Annotated in this window: 25 protein-coding genes and 1 tRNA gene; 23 read left to right on the forward strand and 3 right to left on the reverse strand. The window is 64.0% G+C overall.

The genetic code is table 11. From position 1 onward, the window contains the following. From AC07Z7_RS02940 to tatC, 14 genes are all read left to right on the forward strand, one after another. Positions 1-581, forward strand: a 581-nt coding sequence (locus tag AC07Z7_RS02940) for an aminotransferase class I/II-fold pyridoxal phosphate-dependent enzyme (RefSeq protein ID WP_494765273.1), incomplete at its 5' end; no start/stop codon positions are given. After that, positions 578-1,216: an imidazoleglycerol-phosphate dehydratase HisB gene (gene hisB, locus AC07Z7_RS02945; protein ID WP_094286521.1), complete on the forward strand. Its 639-nt coding sequence runs from the start codon at positions 578-580 to the stop codon at positions 1,214-1,216. The genes AC07Z7_RS02940 and hisB, both read left to right, overlap by 4 nt. 52 nt (positions 1,217-1,268) lie before the next feature. Further along, positions 1,269-1,937 carry an imidazole glycerol phosphate synthase subunit HisH gene (gene hisH, locus AC07Z7_RS02950; RefSeq protein WP_252659300.1) on the forward strand — a complete coding sequence of 223 codons (669 nt, stop codon included), beginning with the start codon at positions 1,269-1,271 and terminating at the stop codon, positions 1,935-1,937. An 82-nt stretch (positions 1,938-2,019) separates the two neighbouring features. Further along, entirely contained in the window at positions 2,020-2,760 is a 741-nt protein-coding gene (gene hisA, locus AC07Z7_RS02955; RefSeq protein WP_094287966.1) for a 1-(5-phosphoribosyl)-5-[(5-phosphoribosylamino)methylideneamino]imidazole-4-carboxamide isomerase, read from the forward strand. A 41-nt stretch (positions 2,761-2,801) separates the two neighbouring features. Next, positions 2,802-3,581, forward strand: a complete 780-nt coding sequence (gene hisF, locus AC07Z7_RS02960) for an imidazole glycerol phosphate synthase subunit HisF (RefSeq protein WP_094286525.1) — start codon at positions 2,802-2,804, stop codon at positions 3,579-3,581. Further along, complete coding sequence (locus tag AC07Z7_RS02965; protein WP_494765274.1) at positions 3,581-4,159, forward strand: hypothetical protein; 579 nt, start codon at positions 3,581-3,583, stop codon at positions 4,157-4,159. Before hisF ends, AC07Z7_RS02965 begins: the two co-directional genes overlap by 1 nt. A 230-nt stretch (positions 4,160-4,389) precedes the next feature. Continuing rightward, a complete protein-coding gene (hisI, locus tag AC07Z7_RS02970; protein ID WP_199865931.1) occupies positions 4,390-4,788 on the forward strand; it encodes a phosphoribosyl-AMP cyclohydrolase in 399 nt (132 codons plus the stop codon). Between the two features lie 5 nt (positions 4,789-4,793). Continuing rightward, positions 4,794-5,192, forward strand: a complete 399-nt coding sequence (locus AC07Z7_RS02975; RefSeq protein WP_094286530.1) for a phosphoribosyl-ATP diphosphatase — start codon at positions 4,794-4,796, stop codon at positions 5,190-5,192. Beyond that, positions 5,189-5,575, forward strand: a complete 387-nt coding sequence (locus tag AC07Z7_RS02980; RefSeq protein ID WP_094286532.1) for a DUF4870 family protein — start codon at positions 5,189-5,191, stop codon at positions 5,573-5,575. Before AC07Z7_RS02975 ends, AC07Z7_RS02980 begins: the two co-directional genes overlap by 4 nt. Next, positions 5,568-6,617 carry a patatin-like phospholipase family protein gene (locus tag AC07Z7_RS02985; RefSeq protein ID WP_252659303.1) on the forward strand — a complete coding sequence of 350 codons (1,050 nt, stop codon included), beginning with the start codon at positions 5,568-5,570 and terminating at the stop codon, positions 6,615-6,617. The genes AC07Z7_RS02980 and AC07Z7_RS02985 overlap by 8 nt, the downstream gene beginning before the upstream one ends. Positions 6,618-6,790: 173 nt before the next feature. Continuing rightward, positions 6,791-7,147, forward strand: a complete 357-nt coding sequence (locus AC07Z7_RS02990; protein ID WP_063459820.1) for a histidine triad nucleotide-binding protein — start codon at positions 6,791-6,793, stop codon at positions 7,145-7,147. A gap of 106 nt (positions 7,148-7,253) precedes the next feature. Further along, positions 7,254-7,493: a Sec-independent protein translocase subunit TatA gene (gene tatA, locus AC07Z7_RS02995; RefSeq protein WP_094286536.1), complete on the forward strand. Its 240-nt coding sequence runs from the start codon at positions 7,254-7,256 to the stop codon at positions 7,491-7,493. Between the two features lie 62 nt (positions 7,494-7,555). Beyond that, on the forward strand, positions 7,556-8,017 hold the full coding sequence (gene tatB, locus AC07Z7_RS03000; protein ID WP_094286538.1) for a Sec-independent protein translocase protein TatB: 462 nt from the start codon (positions 7,556-7,558) through the stop codon (positions 8,015-8,017). Between the two features lie 68 nt (positions 8,018-8,085). Further along, positions 8,086-8,880, forward strand: coding sequence for a twin-arginine translocase subunit TatC (gene tatC / locus AC07Z7_RS03005; RefSeq protein ID WP_494765275.1), 795 nt, complete (start codon positions 8,086-8,088; stop codon positions 8,878-8,880). A 280-nt stretch (positions 8,881-9,160) separates the two neighbouring features. Here the strand turns inward: tatC and AC07Z7_RS03010 are convergent, their stop codons facing one another. Beyond that, positions 9,161-10,312, reverse strand: a complete 1,152-nt coding sequence (locus AC07Z7_RS03010; protein WP_494765276.1) for a S1C family serine protease — start codon at positions 10,310-10,312, stop codon at positions 9,161-9,163. Positions 10,313-10,450: 138 nt separating this feature from the next. On the opposite strand from AC07Z7_RS03010, the gene AC07Z7_RS03015 reads away from it, so the two are divergent. Together AC07Z7_RS03015 and pdxA are read left to right on the forward strand one after the other, a co-directional pair. After that, on the forward strand, positions 10,451-11,212 hold the full coding sequence (locus tag AC07Z7_RS03015) for a Nif3-like dinuclear metal center hexameric protein (RefSeq protein WP_494765277.1): 762 nt from the start codon (positions 10,451-10,453) through the stop codon (positions 11,210-11,212). Positions 11,213-11,332: 120 nt separating this feature from the next. Continuing rightward, positions 11,333-12,361: a 4-hydroxythreonine-4-phosphate dehydrogenase PdxA gene (gene pdxA / locus AC07Z7_RS03020; protein WP_494765278.1), complete on the forward strand. Its 1,029-nt coding sequence runs from the start codon at positions 11,333-11,335 to the stop codon at positions 12,359-12,361. A gap of 140 nt (positions 12,362-12,501) precedes the next feature. Here pdxA and mscL read toward each other — a convergent pair whose 3' ends face one another. Next, the gene (gene mscL / locus AC07Z7_RS03025; protein ID WP_094286547.1) at positions 12,502-12,933 is read right to left on the reverse strand and encodes a large conductance mechanosensitive channel protein MscL; all 432 of its coding nucleotides are present in this window, start codon (positions 12,931-12,933) and stop codon (positions 12,502-12,504) included. A 151-nt stretch (positions 12,934-13,084) separates the two neighbouring features. Here mscL and petA point away from each other — a divergent pair, with 151 nt between their 5' ends. The 6 genes from petA (at position 13,085) to AC07Z7_RS03055 (ending at position 17,316) form a co-directional block, all read left to right on the forward strand. Further along, entirely contained in the window at positions 13,085-13,684 is a 600-nt protein-coding gene (petA, locus tag AC07Z7_RS03030; protein WP_015012701.1) for a ubiquinol-cytochrome c reductase iron-sulfur subunit, read from the forward strand. A 14-nt stretch (positions 13,685-13,698) separates the two neighbouring features. Further along, positions 13,699-15,111 carry a cytochrome b gene (locus AC07Z7_RS03035; protein ID WP_094287968.1) on the forward strand — a complete coding sequence of 471 codons (1,413 nt, stop codon included), beginning with the start codon at positions 13,699-13,701 and terminating at the stop codon, positions 15,109-15,111. A gap of 17 nt (positions 15,112-15,128) precedes the next feature. After that, the gene (locus AC07Z7_RS03040) at positions 15,129-15,890 is read left to right on the forward strand and encodes a cytochrome c1 (protein ID WP_494765279.1); all 762 of its coding nucleotides are present in this window, start codon (positions 15,129-15,131) and stop codon (positions 15,888-15,890) included. 110 nt (positions 15,891-16,000) lie between these two features. After that, positions 16,001-16,612 carry a glutathione S-transferase N-terminal domain-containing protein gene (locus tag AC07Z7_RS03045; protein ID WP_005794209.1) on the forward strand — a complete coding sequence of 204 codons (612 nt, stop codon included), beginning with the start codon at positions 16,001-16,003 and terminating at the stop codon, positions 16,610-16,612. Between the two features lie 51 nt (positions 16,613-16,663). Next, entirely contained in the window at positions 16,664-17,191 is a 528-nt protein-coding gene (locus AC07Z7_RS03050; RefSeq protein WP_094286551.1) for a ClpXP protease specificity-enhancing factor, read from the forward strand. 49 nt (positions 17,192-17,240) lie between these two features. Then, a tRNA-Thr gene (locus tag AC07Z7_RS03055) sits at positions 17,241-17,316 on the forward strand. 44 nt (positions 17,317-17,360) lie between these two features. On the opposite strand, the gene AC07Z7_RS03060 is transcribed toward AC07Z7_RS03055, so the two are convergent. After that, the gene (locus tag AC07Z7_RS03060; protein ID WP_063459831.1) at positions 17,361-17,660 is read right to left on the reverse strand and encodes a hypothetical protein; all 300 of its coding nucleotides are present in this window, start codon (positions 17,658-17,660) and stop codon (positions 17,361-17,363) included. Between the two features lie 32 nt (positions 17,661-17,692). Here AC07Z7_RS03060 and AC07Z7_RS03065 point away from each other — a divergent pair, with 32 nt between their 5' ends. Then, positions 17,693-18,655 carry a M23 family metallopeptidase gene (locus AC07Z7_RS03065; RefSeq protein ID WP_094286553.1) on the forward strand — a complete coding sequence of 321 codons (963 nt, stop codon included), beginning with the start codon at positions 17,693-17,695 and terminating at the stop codon, positions 18,653-18,655. The last annotated feature ends 87 nt before the right edge of the window (positions 18,656-18,742 follow it).

Genomic DNA, 18,742 nt, shown 5'->3' on the forward strand with positions numbered 1-18,742 from the left:
AGGGTACGGTGCAGCGCATCATCGACGCTGCCGGTGCGCAGGGCGGCATCGTGGTGATGGATGAGGCCTACCAGCCCTTTGCCAGCCGCACCTGGATCGACCGCATGCGCGCCGAGCCCGCGCGCAACGCGCATGTGCTGCTCATGCGCACGCTCAGCAAGTTTGGCCTGGCAGGCGTGCGCCTGGGCTACCTCATCGGGCCGTCGGCGTTCGTGAGCGAGATCGACAAGGTGCGCCCGCCCTACAACGTGAGCGTGCTCAACTGCGAGGCCGCGCTGTTTGCGCTGGAGCACGCCGACGTGTTTGCCGCCCAGGCGGCCGAAATCCGTGCCGAGCGTACCCAGGTGATCGCAGCCTTGCGCCAGATGCCCGGTGTCGAAAAATGCTGGGACAGCGAGGCCAACATGATCCTCATCCGCGTGGCGGATTCCGCCAAGGCGTACGAGGGTATGAAAACCCGCAAGGTCCTCGTCAAGAACGTTTCTACAATGCACCCATTGCTGGCCAACTGCCTGCGCCTCACGGTAGGCGCCGCCTCCGACAACGCGCAGATGCTGGCCGCCCTGCAAGCCTCCCTATGACTTCCTCTGCACTCGTCCCCTCCGCTCCATCGGCCGACCCGATGGCCGACCGCATCGCCGAGGTCAGCCGCAACACCGCCGAGACGCGCATCAGCGTGCGCATCAACCTCGACGGCACCGGCCAGGCCAAGCTGCACACCGGCATCGGCTTCTTCGACCACATGCTCGACCAGATCGCCCGCCACGGGTTGATCGACCTCGACATCGACTGCGAGGGCGACCTGCACATCGATGGTCACCACACGGTGGAAGACGTGGGCATCACCCTGGGCCAGGCGTTTGCACGTGCCGTGGGCGACAAGAAGGGCATTCGCCGCTACGGCCATGCCTACGTGCCGCTGGACGAAGCGCTGTCGCGCGTGGTGGTCGACTTCTCGGGCCGCCCGGGCCTGCACATGGACGTGAAATTCACAGCGGGCAGCATCGGCCAGCTCGACACGCAGCTGGTCTACGAGTTCTTCCAGGGTTTTGTGAACCACGCGGGCGTGACGTTGCACATCGACAACCTCAAGGGCGTCAATGCCCACCACCAGTGCGAGACGATCTTCAAGGCCTTCGGGCGCACGCTGCGCGCGGCGCTGGAACGCGACCCGCGCTCGGCCGGTGTCATCCCGTCCACCAAGGGTTCCTTGTGATTTTTATGCATCAAATCGGGCCTCTGCGCCTGATGGGTAAGCGCTAGCAGCTATGAATATGGAAGCAAAAACAGTGGTCGTCGTGGACTACGGCATGGGCAACCTGCGCTCGGTGTCGCAGGCTGTGCAGGCCGCCGCCCAGGGCACGGGCTGGACGGTGCGGGTTACACAGCGCCCGGAAGACGTGCGCGCCGCAGCACGCGTGGTGCTGCCCGGCCAGGGCGCGATGCCCGACTGCATGCGCGAGCTGCGCGAGTCCGGCCTGCAGGAATCGGTGCTTGAAGCCGCTGCCAGCAAGCCCCTTTTTGGTGTGTGTGTGGGCATGCAGATGCTGCTGGACCACAGTGCCGAAGGCGACACCCCAGGCCTCTCCCTGATCCCTGGCGACGTGCGCAAGTTCGACCTGGCGGGCCGTACCCAGGCTGATGGCAGCCGCTTCAAGGTGCCCCAGATGGGCTGGAACCAGGTGCGGCAGATGGAACACGCGGGGGCTGTGCACCCCGTGTGGGCCGGTGTGCCCGACAACAGCTACTTCTACTTTGTGCACAGCTTCTATGCCGTGCCGCAAAACCCCGCCCACTGTGCGGGGCAGGCAGACTACGGCGGTGTTTTCGCTGCGGCCATTGCACGCGATAATATTTTTGCGACGCAATTCCACCCGGAGAAAAGCGCGGAACATGGCCTGGCCCTGTACCGCAACTTTCTGCACTGGAATCCCTGATTCTTTTCTTCTCCACCTTTCCTCCTCAACCACCCCGTTCGGGCAGCGCCGAGATTTGGCCGATCCCCTGAACCCCACCACCATGCTGCTCATCCCCGCCATCGACCTCAAAGACGGCCACTGCGTACGCCTCAAGCAAGGCGATATGGACCAATCCACCACCTTTGGCGAAGACCCCGCCGCCATGGCGCGCAAGTGGGTGGATGCGGGCGCACGCCGCCTGCATCTGGTGGACCTCAATGGCGCCTTCGCGGGCACGCCCAAGAACTACGGCGCCATCAAGTCCATCCTGAAAGAGGTGGGCGACGACATCCCCGTGCAGCTGGGCGGCGGTATCCGCGACCTGGACACCATCGAGAAGTACATCGACGGCGGCCTGCGCTACGTGATCATCGGCACGGCAGCCGTGAAGAACCCCGGCTTCTTGAAGGATGCCTGCAGTGCCTTCGGCGGCCACATCATCGTGGGCCTGGACGCCAAGGAAGGCAAGGTCGCCACCGACGGCTGGAGCAAGCTCACCGGCCACGAAGTCGTGGACCTGGCCAAGAAGTTCGAGGACTGGGGCGTTGAATCCATCATCTACACCGACATTGGCCGCGACGGCATGCTCTCGGGCATCAACATCGACGCCACCGTCAAGCTGGCCCAGGCGCTGACCATCCCCGTGATCGCCTCGGGCGGCCTGTCGAACATGGCTGACATCGAGCAGCTGTGCGCGGTGGAAGGTGAAGGCGTCGAAGGCGTGATCTGCGGCCGCGCGATCTACAGCGGCGACCTGGACTTTGCCGCTGCGCAAGCGCGGGCTGACGAGTTGAATGGGTAACAACCCCCGGGGCGGCAGCGCCGCCCCATTGGACATCTGACATGCTTGCCAAACGCATCATTCCCTGCCTCGACGTCACCGGAGGCCGCGTGGTCAAGGGCGTCAACTTTGTCGAACTGCGCGACGCGGGCGACCCGGTCGAGATCGCTGCGCGGTACAACGCGCAGGGCGCCGACGAACTCACGTTTCTGGACATCACCGCCACCAGCGATGGCCGCGACCTGATCCTGCACATCATCGAGGCCGTGGCCAGCCAGGTGTTCATTCCCCTGACCGTGGGCGGCGGCGTGCGCACCGTGGAAGATGTGCGCAGGTTGCTCAATGCGGGTGCCGACAAGACCAGCTTCAACTCGGCCGCCATTGCCAACCCCGACCTGATCAACGCCGTGTCGGCCAAGTATGGCGCGCAGTGCATCGTGGTCGCCATCGACGCCAAGCGCCGCCAGGGCGACGACCTGGCCGCGCGCGGCGAGGGCTGGGATGTGTACAGCCACGGCGGGCGCAAGAACACCGGCCTGGACGCCATCGCCTGGGCCACCGAAATGGCGCGCCGGGGTGCGGGCGAAATCCTGCTGACCAGCATGGACCGTGACGGCACCAAGTCCGGCTTTGACCTGGCCCTGACGCGTGCCGTGAGCGATGCCGTGAGCGTGCCCGTGATCGCTTCGGGCGGCGTGGGCAACCTCGACCACCTGGCCGATGGCGTGCAGCAGGGCGGGGCGGATGCGGTGCTGGCCGCCAGCATCTTCCACTACGGCGAATACACGGTGGGCCAGGCCAAGGCCCGCATGGCTGAGCGCGGTATCCCCGTACGGCTGTGATGGCTGTTCCGTTCGCAGGCCTGCGCCGGCTGCTGACGGTGGCGTTGGCTGGCGCGGCCACGGCGCTGCCTGCTGCGGCCCAGGTGCCACCCCCGTCGTACGCGAGCTTTTCCGAGCGCCTGCCTTGTGTGCACCGCATTGGCCGGTGTTTTGACGCCACCATCGGCGGCAAGCCGGTGGAGGTGATTGCCGACAAGGCCGAATTCGACAAGCTCAAGGCCCTGCTGCAAACGCTCAACAGCAATGTGCGCGATGTGCACTGGGTCGTGCGCGACCCCGTGCCGGGCGCCCAGGCGCTGGACGTGGCAACCCGCGCCACCACCCTGGGCCTGCCCCATGTGGGGGACGAGAAGGAAGAGCCCGACGTGATCGTCTATGCCCTGGATGGCCAGGACCTGGAGAGCGAGTCCGAACTGGTGGCGAATTCCAGCGTGCGCATCAATGGCCAGCCGGTGGTGACGCAGCAGGAAACCCTCACGCAAGACTTCCTGCCCCCGGGCCGCTACGCCTTCGCCATCAAGTACCTGGGCCGCAAGAACTGGGACCGCAAGTGGGTCTTCCTGACGGTCGCGCGGTGAGTGAGGAAAATCGGCTTCTCCGCGCTCTGGGTAAGCGTTTATAGCTATTGTTTTTGAGTGGATGTGCGGCAGGCAGCGCGGCAGCGCCAAGGGCCGCGTACCCACAGCCCGGTGGATTTCTATTGCTCATTTTTTAGTAGCTGCTTGCGCATGGTGGTCGCGCCCAAAGGGCCAAAATGACCTCAAACCCGCACCCTGGGCGCACGGGCTCTCCAGGCAAATCGCCGACAATCCCCGCCATGAACTGGCTCAACGAAGTGAAATGGGATGCGCAGGGCCTGGTGCCCGTGATTGCGCAAGAGCAGGGCACGGGCGACGTGCTGATGTTTGCCTGGATGAACCGCGAAGCACTCGAAAAAACGGCCGAACTCGGCCGCGCCGTGTACTTCAGCCGCTCGCGCGGCAAGCTGTGGTTCAAGGGCGAAGAGTCGGGCCATGTGCAGACGGTGCATGAGATCCGCCTCGACTGCGACAACGACGTGGTGCTGCTCAAGGTCACCCAGCTGGGCCACGAACCCGGCATTGCCTGCCACACCGGCCGCCACAGCTGCTTTTTCAGTGTGCTCAAGGACGGCGCCTGGACGCCGGTCGATCCGGTCTTGAAAGACCCCGAATCCATCTACAAGTAAGCCCCATGAGTTCCAACGATTCCCTCGCCCCCGCGTCGCAAGACGCGCTCGCGCGTTTGGCCGCCGTCATTGAAAGCCGCAAGCCGGCCAACGGTGGCGACCCCGAGAAGAGCTATGTCTCGCGCCTGCTGCACAAAGGGCCGGACGCGTTCCTCAAGAAGATCGGCGAAGAGGCCACCGAGGTGGTGATGGCGGCGAAGGACGTGGACCATGGTGCGGACAAGTCCACGCTGGTGTACGAGGTGGCCGACCTGTGGTTCCACTCCATGGTGGCGCTGGCCCACTACGGTCTTGCGCCCGCCGATGTGCTGGCCGAGCTGGAGCGCCGCGAAGGCACCAGCGGCATTGAGGAAAAAGCCTTGCGCAAGGCGGATGCGCGTGCCAGCCAGGAGGGTTCTTCATGAGCGATATCGTCGATGTGCAGACCAACGACCAGAAGGCCCAGAGCCTCAAGAACATCGGCTGGGTCAGCTATGTGCTGCACCTCATCGTGGCCGTGGGAGCGGTGCTGCCGGGTACGCAGGCCAGCGCACTGCTGCTGGTGATTGCGCTGGTGATCGATCTGGTCAAGCGCGGTGATGCAGAGGGCACCTGGCAGGCCAATCATTTCTCGTGGCGCATTCGCTCGACGATCTGGGTGGGCGTGCTGTACATCGTGACTGCGCCCCTGTGGCTGCTGCTGATTGCGCCGGGCTGGATTGCCTGGGGCATCATTTCGCTGTGGTTCCTGTACCGCATCGTGCGCGGAATGCTGGCCATGAGCAACAACCGGGCGGTCGATGCCTGAAGCCCCCGCAGCGCCGCTGTCGCGCCTGAACCTGGCCTTGCAGGGCGGTGGTTCGCACGGCGCGCTGACCTGGGGCGTGCTGGACGCGCTGCTCGAAGACGGGCAGTGGCACTTTGACGGCGTGAGCGGTACCAGCGCTGGCGCCATGAATGCCGTGGCCCTGGCATACGGTTTTGCCAAAGCCGCCAAGGAGCACAAAGACCCGCATGAGGCGCACCAGGCTGGTTGCCAGCAGGCGCGCGATACCCTCACCCGCCTGTGGGAGGGGGTGGGCACGCTGGGCAGCCTGATGTGGGGCTCGCCCCTGTCGGCCGCCAACCCGATGATGGGGTTGATGCGCCAGTGGCTCTCGCCCTACCAGACCAATCCGCTCGATATCAACCCGCTGCGCCGCTTGCTGGAGCGCGAGGTGGACTTTGACCTGCTGTGCTCCGAGCGCCGCGCCATCACTGCTGCGGGTGGGCCCAAGGTGTTTGTCTGCGCCACCAATGTGCGCACCGGGCGCGGCGAGATCTTCTCGGGCCCCCGCCTCAGCGCCGATGCGGTGATGGCCTCGGCCTGCCTGCCGCTGCTGTTCAAGGCGGTGGAGATCGACGGCCAGCACTATTGGGACGGCGGTTATTCAGGCAACCCGGCGCTGCACCCGCTGATCTACCAGACCGAAACCTCTGACATCCTGCTGGTGCAGATCAACCCCATCGAGCACCTGGAGCTGCCCCATTCCGGCCCTGAGATCATGGAGCGCATGAACGAGGTCACCTTCAACGCCAGCCTGCTGGCCGAGATGCGCGCCATCGAGTTCGTGCGCCGTCTGCTGGCCGAGGGCAAGCTGGACCCGCGCCGCTACAAGAGCGTGCGCATGCACCGCATCGACGGCGGTGCCGTGCTCGCGCCCTTTGGGGCCGACAGCAAGACCCGCGCGGACCTGCCTTTTGTGCGCAAGCTGTTCGCCCTGGGCCGCACGGCGGGCCAGGAATGGCTGCAGGCGCACCGCAAGGACGTGGGCGTGCGGCCCACCATCAAGATCGCTGAAAATGCGTGATGCTCCCCCTGAGCCGCTGCGCGCCTTCCCCCTCGCCTTCGGGAGGGGGACGCCGCCCGTGGCCTGGCAAAGCCAGTTCCACGGTGGCGCTGGCTTGGGGCGCGCCGGTTGCGACGGCTTTGGGTGGTGAGAAGCGGCCGGTGAACCATTAACTTCGTTCTGACATTTTTCCCATGCACGATCCGAACTGCCTCTTCTGCAAAATCATCGCGGGCCAGATTCCTTCGAAGAAGGTCTATGAGGACGAAGAAATCTTCGCCTTCCACGACATCCACCCCTGGGCGCCGGTGCACTTTTTGATGGTCCCCAAGCTGCATATCCCTTCGATGGCCCAGGTCACTGCCGAGCATGCGGGCGTGCTGGGGCGCATGATGGCGCTGGCCCCGAAGCTGGCGCTGGAACAAGGCTGCAACCCGTACCCCGAGGGTGGCTTTCGCGTCGTGGTAAACACGGGTCTGGAAGGCGGGCAGGAAATCCACCACCTGCACATTCATGTGATGGGCGGCCCCCGTCCGTGGCTCAAAGGCTGACCCAGACTGACGGCGCAAGCCGGTAGTTTCCCGCTGGGGAGCGCGTGCGCCGAACTCCGGTCACAGCCCCCGTCTAAAATGGTTGCAATTCGTTAGGAGATATTCCATGGGCTCTTTTTCCATCTGGCACTGGCTGATCGTGCTGCTGATCGTTGTGATGGTGTTCGGCACCAAGAAGCTCAAGAACATGGGCTCCGACCTCGGAGGCGCCGTGAAGGGCTTCAAGGACGGCATGAAGGACGGCTCTTCCTCCGACACCGCCGCAACGCCCCCGGCCGGCCAGGTGGCCAACAGCCAGGCCGCCGACAAGACCACCATCGATGTTGAAGCCAAGCAAAAAAGCTGAGCCGGCGTGTCTGCTGACCTGCACACGCTGTACTCTGTTGTGCCTTTGCGCCTGATCCATCCATGATTGATATCGGCCTGTCCAAGATGGCGCTGATCGGCGCCGTGGCGCTGATCGTCATCGGCCCCGAAAAGCTGCCGCGCGTGGCCCGCACCGTGGGCACGCTGCTGGGCAAGGCCCAGCGCTACGTGTCCGACGTGAAGGCCGAGGTCAACCGCTCCATGGAGCTGGACGAACTCAAGAAGATGAAGGACACGGTGGAGAACGCGGCGCGTGATGTGCACAACTCCATCCAGACCAGCGCCAGCGAGTTCGAGAAGGACTGGGCCGAAGCCACCGACACGGCCAGCGCGGCCCTGAACGAGCAGACCACCGTGGTGCCTGCCTACAAGCACCCGGGCAAGAACTGGCGCCTCAAGCGCGGCGCTGTGCCCCAGTGGTACAAGGCCAAAAGTGGTGTGCGCACCAAGGCGCAGTCGGGCGCTGCGCGCGTGGCCCGCTTCCGTCCCCAGAAATTCCATTGACGATGGCGCCGCGCGGCCCCCTGTGCGCGGCGCTGCATGGGCGCCCGGTGCGCCCCTGAAAACCCACCATGTCCGACACCCCCACCAAAGAAGACGAACTGGCCGGCACCGAGCAGCCGTTTGTGCAGCACCTGATGGAGCTGCGCGACCGGCTGGTCAAGGCGATCATCGCCATCGCCATTGCGGCGGCGATCCTGTTCTTCTTCCCCGGCCCCGGCGCGCTCTACGACTTCCTGGCGGCGCCCCTGGTGGCGCACCTGCCCAAGGGGGCCACGCTGATCGCCACCTCGGTGATTTCGCCGTTCATGGTGCCGCTCAAGATCTTGCTGATGTCGGCCTTCTTGCTGGCGCTGCCGTTTGTGCTGTGGCAGGTGTGGGCCTTTGTGGCGCCCGGCCTGTACTCGCACGAGAAGAAGCTGGTGCTGCCGCTGGTGATCTCCAGCACATTGCTGTTCTTCGTCGGCGTTGCGTTCTGCTACTACCTCGTGTTTGGCCAGGTGTTCGCGTTCATCCAGAGCTTTGCGCCCAAGAGCATCACGGCTGCACCTGATATCGAGGCCTACCTGAGCTTTGTGCTCTCGATGTTTCTGGCCTTTGGCCTGGCGTTCGAGGTGCCGATCGCTGTGGTGGTGCTGGCCCGCATGGGCGTGGTCAGCGTGCAGAAGCTGCGCGAGTTCCGCGGCTATTTCATCGTGATCGCGTTTGTGATCGCCGCCATCGTCACGCCGCCCGATGTGGTGTCGCAGCTGTCGCTGGCCATCCCCATGTGCATCCTGTACGAGGTGGGCATCTGGGCCGCGCAGATCTTCATCAGGCACACCAAGGCGCCGGAAGAAGCGGAAGAGTCCGCATCGGCTTCCTGATTCTTTCCCTGGCTTTCTGAAGCGTTTGTTCGTGCTGGCGGCGCGCAATGCACCAGCGGGGCAGGGCCATCAACAGCGAGAGAACCTGGTCTGCGCTTCTTGCGCGATCCTAATGGCCAGTTTCATGGGTGAAATTGGCTGCTTTCGCGCATCCATAAACGGATAGCTGCTATATTTTGTGTAGCGTTTTGGTGCGCTGATGGTATGGCTGTGACCACCTGTGCGACAGTGGGCGCCTTGGCGCGAAGCGAGCCCGAGGGCCCGCCCGCCACCTCTCCGTTTACCGCCGGATGTTCCGCTGCTGCGGCCGGGGGCGCACGCCGGGGTTGATGCTCAGCTCCACCAGCTTGTCCCCCCGCTGCACGTTGAAGGCCGAACTGGTACCCGGCTTGAGGGCGGCCACGGCGCTCAGCAGCTCGGACACATTGCCCACGTTCTTGCCATCCACCCGCACGATCACATCGCCGGGTCGCATGCCGGCCTGGGCGGCGGGGCCGTCCTGCAGCACGCCGGTGATGATCACGCCCTCGGTGGCCTTCTTCACGCCAAAGGTTTCGGCCAGCTCGGGCGAGAGCTCGTTGGGCTCCACACCGATCCAGCCGCGTTTGACCTGGCCGTCCTTCACGATACCGTCGAGCACCATGCGCGCCGTGGACACCGGAATGGCAAAGCCAATGCCCATGCTGCCGCCCGAGCGCGAGTAGATCGCGGTGTTGATGCCCATCAGGTTGCCGTTCACGTCCACCAGTGCGCCGCCCGAGTTGCCGGGGTTGATGGCCGCATCGGTCTGGATGAAGTTTTCAAACGTGTTGATGCCCAACTGGCTGCGGCCCAGCGCGCTCACGATGCCGCTGGTCACGGTCTGGCCCACGCCGAAGGGGTTGCCGATGGCCAGCACCTGGTCGCCCACGTCCAGGCCGTCGGAATTGCCCAGCACGATCACGGGCAGCTTGTCGAGTTCGATCTTGAGGATGGCCAGATCGGTGTCGGGGTCGGTGCCGATCACGCGCGCACGGGCGCGGCGGCTGTCGGTGAGAGTGACTTCAATCTCGTCAGCACCCTCGACCACATGGTTGTTGGTGAGGATGTAGCCATCGGGGCTCACGATCACGCCGCTGCCCAGGCCTGCCTGGGCCTGGCTGCCCTGGTCGCCAAAGAAGAACTGGAACCAGGGGTCGTTGCTGCGCGGGTGGCGCACTTCCTTGCTGGTGTTGATGCTGACCACAGCGGGCGCGGCCTTGCGCGCTGCAGCACTGAAGCTGCCCGCTGCGGGCTGGGAGGGCGGCGTGGCGGGCGCTTCCAGCAGCGCAATACCGGCCCCGGAGCGTGTGGTGCCCCGGCCCAGCCAGTCGGGTTGCAGGGTGGCAACAACAAAATAGGCCGCAACGAACACCGTCACGGTCTGGGAAAACAGCAGCCAGAGTCGTTTCATGAAATTCACGTCCCGATGAACGTACAGGTGGTGGGTAGGGAGGGGCCGGGGGGGCTTGCACCAGGGCAGCGCCAGGCCGTCTCCCTGGGCGGCATTGTCCCCCATGTGGGGGCATGGGCTGCGCGCGACAATAGCGGCATGAGCATTTCACGCCACCAACTTTTGCAGGCATTCGACGGCCTGCTGCAGCCCGAACGCTTCAAGGACTACGGCCCCAACGGCCTGCAGGTCGAGGGCAAGGCCGAGATTCAGCGCGTGGTGAGCGGCGTGACCGCCAGCCGTGCCCTGATCGAGGCTGCGATTGCGGCCCGCGCAGACGCCATCTTTGTGCACCACGGCTTGTTCTGGCGTGGGCAGGATGGCCGCATCACGGGCTGGATGAAGCAGCGGCTGCAACTGCTGCTGGCGCACGACATCAACCTGTTTGCCTACCACCTGCCGCTGGATGCCCATGCCGAACTGGGCAACAACGCGCAACTGGGCCGCGTGCTGGGTTTTGCCGCCGATGCGCGGTTTGGCGAACAAGACCTGGGCTTCTCCGCCCCAGCGGTTTTTGACGACGGCCAGGCCCTGGCCGACCATGTGGCGCAGGCGCTGGGCCGCGCCGTGACGCTGGTGCAGCCCGAGCCGGACGGCGCTCAGCGGCCCATCCGCCGGGTAGCCTGGTGCACAGGGGGCGCCCAGGGGTACTTCGAGTCGGCGATTGCAGCGGGTGCCGATGCCTTTATCACCGGCGAAATCTCCGAACCCCAGGCCCACCTGGCGCGCGAGATGGGTGTGAGCTTCATTGCCGCCGGGCACCATGCCACCGAGCGCTACGGTGCCCCTGCCATGGCCGCCCATGTGGCGGCGCAGTGCGGTCTGGAGCACCAGTTCATCGAAATCGACAACCCTGCGTAGGCGCTCGCCCCGCCCTGTACCCCTGTCGGTGCGATACGCTGTGCGGGGTTTTGCTCACTAATTCATAGCTACTCGGGCTTGCTGATAGCGCGGTAGTGGCACAAAAGGCTTCAGAAAACCATGCACACCATCGCCATCACCCAGGGAGACCCCGCCGGTATCGGGCCTGAGATCGTGGCCAAGGCCTTCCGCGACGCGCCCGAGCTGCTGCGCCATTGTTTTGTGGTGGGCGACGTGGCCACGCTGCGGCGTGCGGCCCAGGCCATTGCGCGGCCGGGTGTCGGGGGCTTGCCGGTGGCGCAGATCAGTGCGCCACACGAGGCACTGGCCATGCCCCCGCGCTGCGTGCCCGTGCTGCCGGTGCCGGGCATTCCGGGCCCCCAACCTTGGGGCCAGGTCAGTGCTGCAGCAGGCCGGGCCGCAGCCGACGCGGTGGTCTGGGCGGCCCGTGCGGCCTTGCGCGGCGACGTGGCGGCGTTGGTCACTGCGCCCCTGCACAAGGAGGCGTTGTCTGCTGCGGGCGTGGATTTTCCGGGGCACACCGAGCTGCTGCAGGCCGAGGCCGCCGCCCACCAGGGCGTGCCGCTGGCCCGCATGCCCGTGCGCATGATGCTGGCCAACGACGAGCTGCGCACCGTACTGGTCAGCATCCATGTGTCGCTGCGCGACGCGATTGCGGCGGTGACGCTGGACAACGTGCTGCAGACGCTGCAGATCACCCACGCCGCACTGTTGCGCAGCCTGGGCCATGTGCCGCGCATGGCGGTGGCGGGGCTCAATCCCCATGCGGGCGAGGGCGGCCTGTTTGGCCGCGAGGAACTGGAGGTGATCGCCCCGGCCATCGCAGCTGCGCGCGCCCAGGGGCTCGATGTGCATGGCCCGTTTGCGCCTGACACGGTGTTCATGCGCGCGCGCAACACGCCGCAGCGTGTGGGCGAATTCGATGTGGTGATCGCCATGTACCACGACCAGGGGCTGATCCCGGTGAAGTACCTAGGCGTGGACAAGGGGGTGAATGTGACACTGGGGCTGCCCCTGGTGCGCACCAGTCCCGACCATGGCACGGCCTTTGACATTGCGGGGCAGGGCGTGGCCGATGCCGCCAGCCTCATCGAGGCGGTGCGCATGGCGCGCCAGCTGTCCGCTTAGCGCTCCTGCACCTGTTTTGCAGTGACCCATGGGCTGCTAGCCGCATGCAGCCTATGCCACTGGCGCGGCCAAGGCGAGTGCCCCCGCGCAAGGGCCGCCCCGCCGCGCCGGGGGGAGGCGCGAAGCGACCCAGGGGTTGTTTACTTCTTCAAGCTGTCCCGGATCTCGCGCAGCAGCACGATGTCCTCTGCGGGAGCGGCGGGTGCCTCGGGAGCAGGGGCGGGGGTTTCGCGCTTGAGGCGGTTGATCTGCTTGATCATCATGAAGATGATGAACGCCAGGATCAGGAAGTTGACGGCCACCGTCAGAAAGTTGCCATAGGCAAACACCGGCACGCCGGCTTTCTTGAGCGCATCCAGCGTGGTGCCCGTGCCCGGCGGAATCGTGCCCAGCACTACAAACAGGTTGGAAAAATCCAGCTTGCCGAACACCAGGCCCACCACCGGCATGATGAGGTCGGACACCACCGAATCCACAATCTTGCCGAAGGCGCCGCCGATGATGACGCCCACGGCGAGGTCCACCACATTGCCCTTGACCGCGAATTCCCTGAATTCTTGCATCATCCCCATGTTGTTGCTCCTTGTATGAACGGATGTTGATGCGGGAGTATTGCTCAGCTCAATGGGCTGTCAAGACAGGCGGTCGCGTTGAAATAACCATTTTCACTCCGCTACAATTCGCGGTTGACCCCAATCTAGCGATGATCAATCGAGGATCCCCATGAGTGACACTCCAATCGACTCCAGCAAGCGGACGTGGATCATCACGTCAGCATGTGCTGGTGCGGTGGGCGGCGTGGCAACTGCCGTCCCTTTCGTGAGTACCTTCCAGCCCTCCGAGCGCGCAAAAGCCGCCGGGGCTGCGGTAGAGGTGGATATCTCCGCCCTCAAGCCGGGAGAAAAAGTCACCGTGGAGTGGCGCGGCAAGCCCGTCTGGATCATCAAGCGCACCCCCGAACAGCTGGCCGAGTTGCCCAAGCTCGACGGCCAGCTGGCTGACCCCAAGTCCGAACGCAAGCCGTCCGAACTCACCCCGGAGTACGCTCGCAACGAAGCGCGCTCCATCAAGCCCGAGATTTTTGTGGGTGTGGGCATCTGCTCGCACTTGGGTTGCTCGCCCTCCGATAAGTTCCAGCCCGGTGCCCAGCCTTCGCTGCCCGACGACTGGAAGGGCGGCTTCCTGTGCCCTTGCCATGGCTCCACGTTTGACATGGCTGGCCGCGTCTTCAAGAACAAGCCCGCACCCGACAACCTCGAAGTGCCCCCCCATATGTACTTGTCCGATACGCGCCTGCTGATCGGTGAAGACAAGAAGGCTTGAAGGAGCACGACGACATGGCTGAATTCAAGGAAATCTCTCCCAACGCCTCGGCGGGCGCCAAGGTCACGAACTGGTTCGAGAACCGCTTCCCGACCGCGTTCGACGCCTACAAGGTGCACATGTCGGAGTACTACGCTCCGAAGAACTTCAACTTCTGGTACATCTTCGGCTCGCTGGCATTGGTAGTGCTGGTGATCCAGATCGTGACGGGCATCTTCCTGGTCATGCACTACAAGCCCGACGCCAACCTGGCGTTCGCGTCGGTCGAGTACATCATGCGCGATGTACCCTGGGGCTGGCTGATCCGCTACATGCACTCCACAGGCGCCTCCGCGTTCTTTGTGGTGGTGTACCTGCACATGTTCCGTGGCCTCATTTACGGCAGCTACCGCAAGCCGCGCGAGCTGGTCTGGATTTTCGGCTGCGCCATCTTCCTGTGCCTGATGGCCGAGGCTTTCATGGGCTACCTGCTGCCCTGGGGGCAGATGTCCTACTGGGGCGCCCAGGTGATCGTGAACCTGTTTGCCGCCATCCCCTTCATCGGCCCCGACTTGGCGCTGCTGATCCGTGGCGACTACGTGGTGGGCGATGCGACGCTGAACCGCTTCTTCAGCTTCCACGTGATCGCCGTGCCACTGGTGCTGCTGGGTCTGGTGGTGGCGCACTTGCTGGCGCTGCACGATGTGGGTTCCAACAACCCCGATGGCGTGGAAATCAAGGGCCCCAAGGCGCCCAAGGATGCCAATGGCAAGCCGCTGGATGGCGTGCCTTTCCATCCCTACTACACGGTGCATGACATCTTCGCGCTGAGCATGTTCCTGATGGCATTCACGGCCGTGGTGTTCTTTGCACCCGAGTTCGGTGGCTACTTCCTCGAATACAACAACTTCATCCCTGCGGATCCGCTCAAGACTCCCGCGCACATTGCCCCGGTCTGGTACTTCACGCCTTTCTATTCGATGCTGCGTGCCATCACCACCGAGATGATGTACGTGCTCGTGCTGTGCGTTGTCGCTGGCGCTGGTTTCGGCGTGCTCAAGGCCAAACTGCCCAGCTTCGTGAAGGCGGGCATCGCCGGTGCGGCTGTGGTGGTCATCGCCATGATGCTGTCCATCGACGCCAAGTTCTGGGGTGTGGTGGTGATGGGTGGTGCTGTGGTCATCCTGTTCTTCCTGCCCTGGCTGGATCACAGCCCCGTCAAGTCGATCCGCTATCGTCCTGACTGGCACAAGTACCTGTATGGCATCTTCGTGATCATCTTCCTGATCCTGGGCTACCTCGGTGTGCAGCCGCCATCGCCGATTGGCGAGCGTGTGTCGCAAGTGGGAACGCTGTTTTACTTCGGCTTCTTCCTGCTGATGCCCTGGTGGAGCCGCATCGGCGAAGCCAAGCCCGTGCCCGACCGCGTGACCTTTGTGGCGCACTGAGCCTGGAGACAACAACAATGAAGAAAATCATCCTCACGTTGATCGCCGCTGTGGGCTTGGTCGCTGGTGCAGCCCAGGCTGCTGGTGGCGACACCATCGCCTGGGACAAGGCGCCCAACAAGACCAATGACCTGGCTTCGCTGCAAAACGGTGCCAAGGTGTTCGTCAACTACTGCCTGAACTGCCATTCGGCAGCCTTCATGCGCTTCAACCGCCTGCGCGACATCGGTTTGACCGAGCAGCAGATCAAGGACAACCTGCTGTTCACGACCGACAAGGTCGGCGAAACCATGAAGGCGTCCATCGATCCCAAGCAGGCCAAGGAATGGTTTGGTGCCAACCCGCCTGACCTGACCGTGATCGCACGTTCGCGCGCCGGCCACGGCGGCACGGGTGCCGACTACCTCTACACCTTCCTGCGCACCTTCTACCGCGACGAAACCAAGGCCACGGGCTGGAACAACCTGGCCTTCCCAAGCGTGGGCATGCCCCATGTGCTGTGGGAAATGCAGGGTGACCGCCGTCCCGTGTTTGAAGAGCGCGAGAGCCACGGCCACAAGACCCAGGTCTTCAAGGGCTGGGAGCAGATCAAGCCCGGTACGATGACCCCGCTGCAGTTCGACCAGACCGTGGGTGATCTGGTGAACTATCTGCAATGGATGGGCGAACCTGCCCAAAACACCCGCGTCCGAGTGGGCGTGTGGGTGCTGATCTTCCTGGGTGTTTTCACCGTCATTGCCTGGAGGCTGAACGCAGCCTTCTGGAAGGACGTGAAGTAAACAGCACGAGCCGCAAATCCTTGACAAGGCGCCCCCCGGGGTGCCGCTGGATTGTTTGCAGAGTGGGCGCTTTGGGCTCCCACTCTTTTGATTTTTAGGAGCCTCCCACCATGATGGTGCTTTACTCGGGTACGACCTGTCCCTTCTCCCACCGCTGCCGCTTTGTCCTGTTTGAAAAGGGCATGGACTTTGAAATCCGCGATGTGGACCTGTACAACAAGCCCGAAGACATCAGCGTGATGAATCCGTATGGCCAGGTGCCTATCCTGGTCGAGCGGGACCTGATCCTGTATGAGTCGAACATCATCAACGAGTACATCGACGAGCGCTTCCCCCATCCGCAGCTGATGCCTGGCGACCCGGTGGACCGTGCCCGTGTGCGCCTGTTCCTGCTGAACTTCGAGAAAGAGCTGTTCGTGCATGTGAACACGCTCGAATCGCGTGCGACCAAGGGCAACGAAAAGGCCCTGGAGAAGGCCCGCGCCCATATCCGCGACCGCCTCACGCAGTTGGCTCCCGTGTTCCTCAAGAACAAGTACATGCTGGGTGACAACTTCTCCATGCTGGACGTGGCCATCGCGCCGCTGCTGTGGCGCCTGGACTACTACGGCATCGATCTGTCGAAAAATGCGGCGCCGCTGCTCAAGTACGCCGAGCGCATCTTCTCGCGTCCGGCCTACATCGAGGCGCTGACGCCTTCCGAGAAGGTCATGCGCAAGTAATCTGCGGCCTGCCTACTTCCTTTTCTACCCACGCAGCAGCCATCCATTGACATGACCGCACAGGAATCGACCTCCACGCGCCCTTATCTCATTCGTGCCCTGTACGAGTGGTGCACGGACAACGGGCTCACGCCCTATGTGGCCGTGCGCGTGGACGACTCCGTGCAGGTGCCGCGCGAGTATGTGAAGGATGGTGAGATTGTCCTGAACATCAGTTTTGATGCCACGAGCGCGCTGCAGCTGGGCAATGATTTCATTGAGTTCAAGGCCCGCTTCGGTGGCAAGCCCCGTGAAATCCTGGTGCCTGTGGGCCGGGTGATCGCGATCTATGCCCGTGAAAATGGCCAGGGCATGGCCTTCCCTCCGCCGGTGGATATGTTGGCGGGTGGGGATGTTTCCCCCGTGCTCGCATCGGCGCCTGTGCCAGCGGGTCCTGCGGCTGCAGCGACCGCATCGCCAGAGGACCGGGTGGTTCAGCTGGTGGGCAGTGACGATGGCGCCAAGGATGACGGGGGCGATGCCCCCAGGCCACCCCCGGCAGCGGGCGGTGGACGTCCCTCCCTCAAGCGCGTCAAGTAGCGCTGCTTTCGATTTTGAGGTGGCATTTACAGGATAGAATGCCGCCTTCGCCGGTTTAGCTCAGTTGGTAGAGCACCCGCCTTGTAAGCGGTAGGTCGTCAGTTCGATTCCGACAACCGGCACCATTTTTCTTGCTTTCTTCTGCATTCCCTGGTTCTGGCGGCCGCCGTCAGGTTTGAACTTTCAGGCGAATCGCGTTAACCTCCCACCCCCGACTGCGCAGATGCGCCTGCAACGCAGGCAGCAGTTGGCGTATTTTTGCCGCTGCGGCATTGCTCTTGACCAGCAGGCACCAGCTGTCTCCATCGATGGGGCCGGCCTGGATGGCTGGACGCAAGGTTGCAGGTATCAGCAATTCAATGGCCTTGAGCCGATCACTGGAGTCGCGTGTCAGTGCTGTAAGCCTGGCCAGCGTGGGGGATTCCGCGCTGGCTTGCTGCACGGTGACAGCGTGGTGGCGGCGATTCATGGTGTGGCGTCTTCGGGCGTGGGGAATTCGTAGTGCATTTGATTATCACGGACGCCCGGCTGGCGCGCAGCAGGGCCATTCATCTGTCCGGCACCCGTCTGCTCTTGGCGGGCTTGGCGCTGTCGTTGTGCCTCATGCTGGTGGCGGCCACGCTGTACCACTGGGTTTTTCTGAAGGGCGCGCGCGAAGGCTGGCCGATTGTCGGCTCCCTGGTGCGGCTGGTGGTCAAGGACGAGTTTGCGGAACGCGACCGCTTCATGCGCGCCAATCTGGATGCCATGGCGCGCCGCGTGGGCGAGATGCAGGCCCGCATGGTGCAACTGGAGTCGCTGGGGGAGCGTGTGCTGGGCCTGGCGGGCATGGCACCCGGGGATATCCAGAAGGCTGACGCACGCGGCGGAGCGCTGGTGAGCGCCCACAACCTGTCCATGGAAGAGCTGCAAACCACCCTTGACGAGCTGGAGCGGCTGACCAACCAGCGAGTGGACTTGATGACGGTGCTCGAATCCCGTTTGTTCGACCAGCACATCCGCAAGAAGATGGTGCCGACCCATGCACCGGTCACCGGGCGGTCTGCGGGATCGGGCTTTGGCTGGCGCCTGGACCCGATCACCGGCCAGTCGGCCCTGCACACCGGGCTGGATTTTCAGGCCGACACGGGAACGCCTATTCTGGCGGCTGCAGGGGGGGTCGTCGTGACGCAGGAGTACCACCCCGCTTACGGCAACATGATCGAGGTGGACCATGGCAACCAGCTGGTGACGCGTTATGCCCATGCCTCCCGTACCCTGGTGAAGCAAGGGGACATCGTGCGCCGGGGGCAGAAGATTGCAGAAATCGGGACGACCGGACGTTCCACGGGACCCCATCTGCATTTCGAAGTGCTCGTGCAAGGGGTTTTTCAGGATCCTCAGAAGTTCCTGAGCGCCGGGGGCACCACGACCAATGCGCAGGTGGCGGCTGCGCAAGGGGCTGCCCCCACACCGGGCAGGTAAAATCGCGGGTCCGGTGTTCATTGCCTGGGTTGCAAACCTGGCCAAAGGACCCACCTGAACTCAATTCATCTTAGGGATTTCGGTCGC

The organism is Acidovorax sp. GW101-11A03, assembly GCF_059424825.1.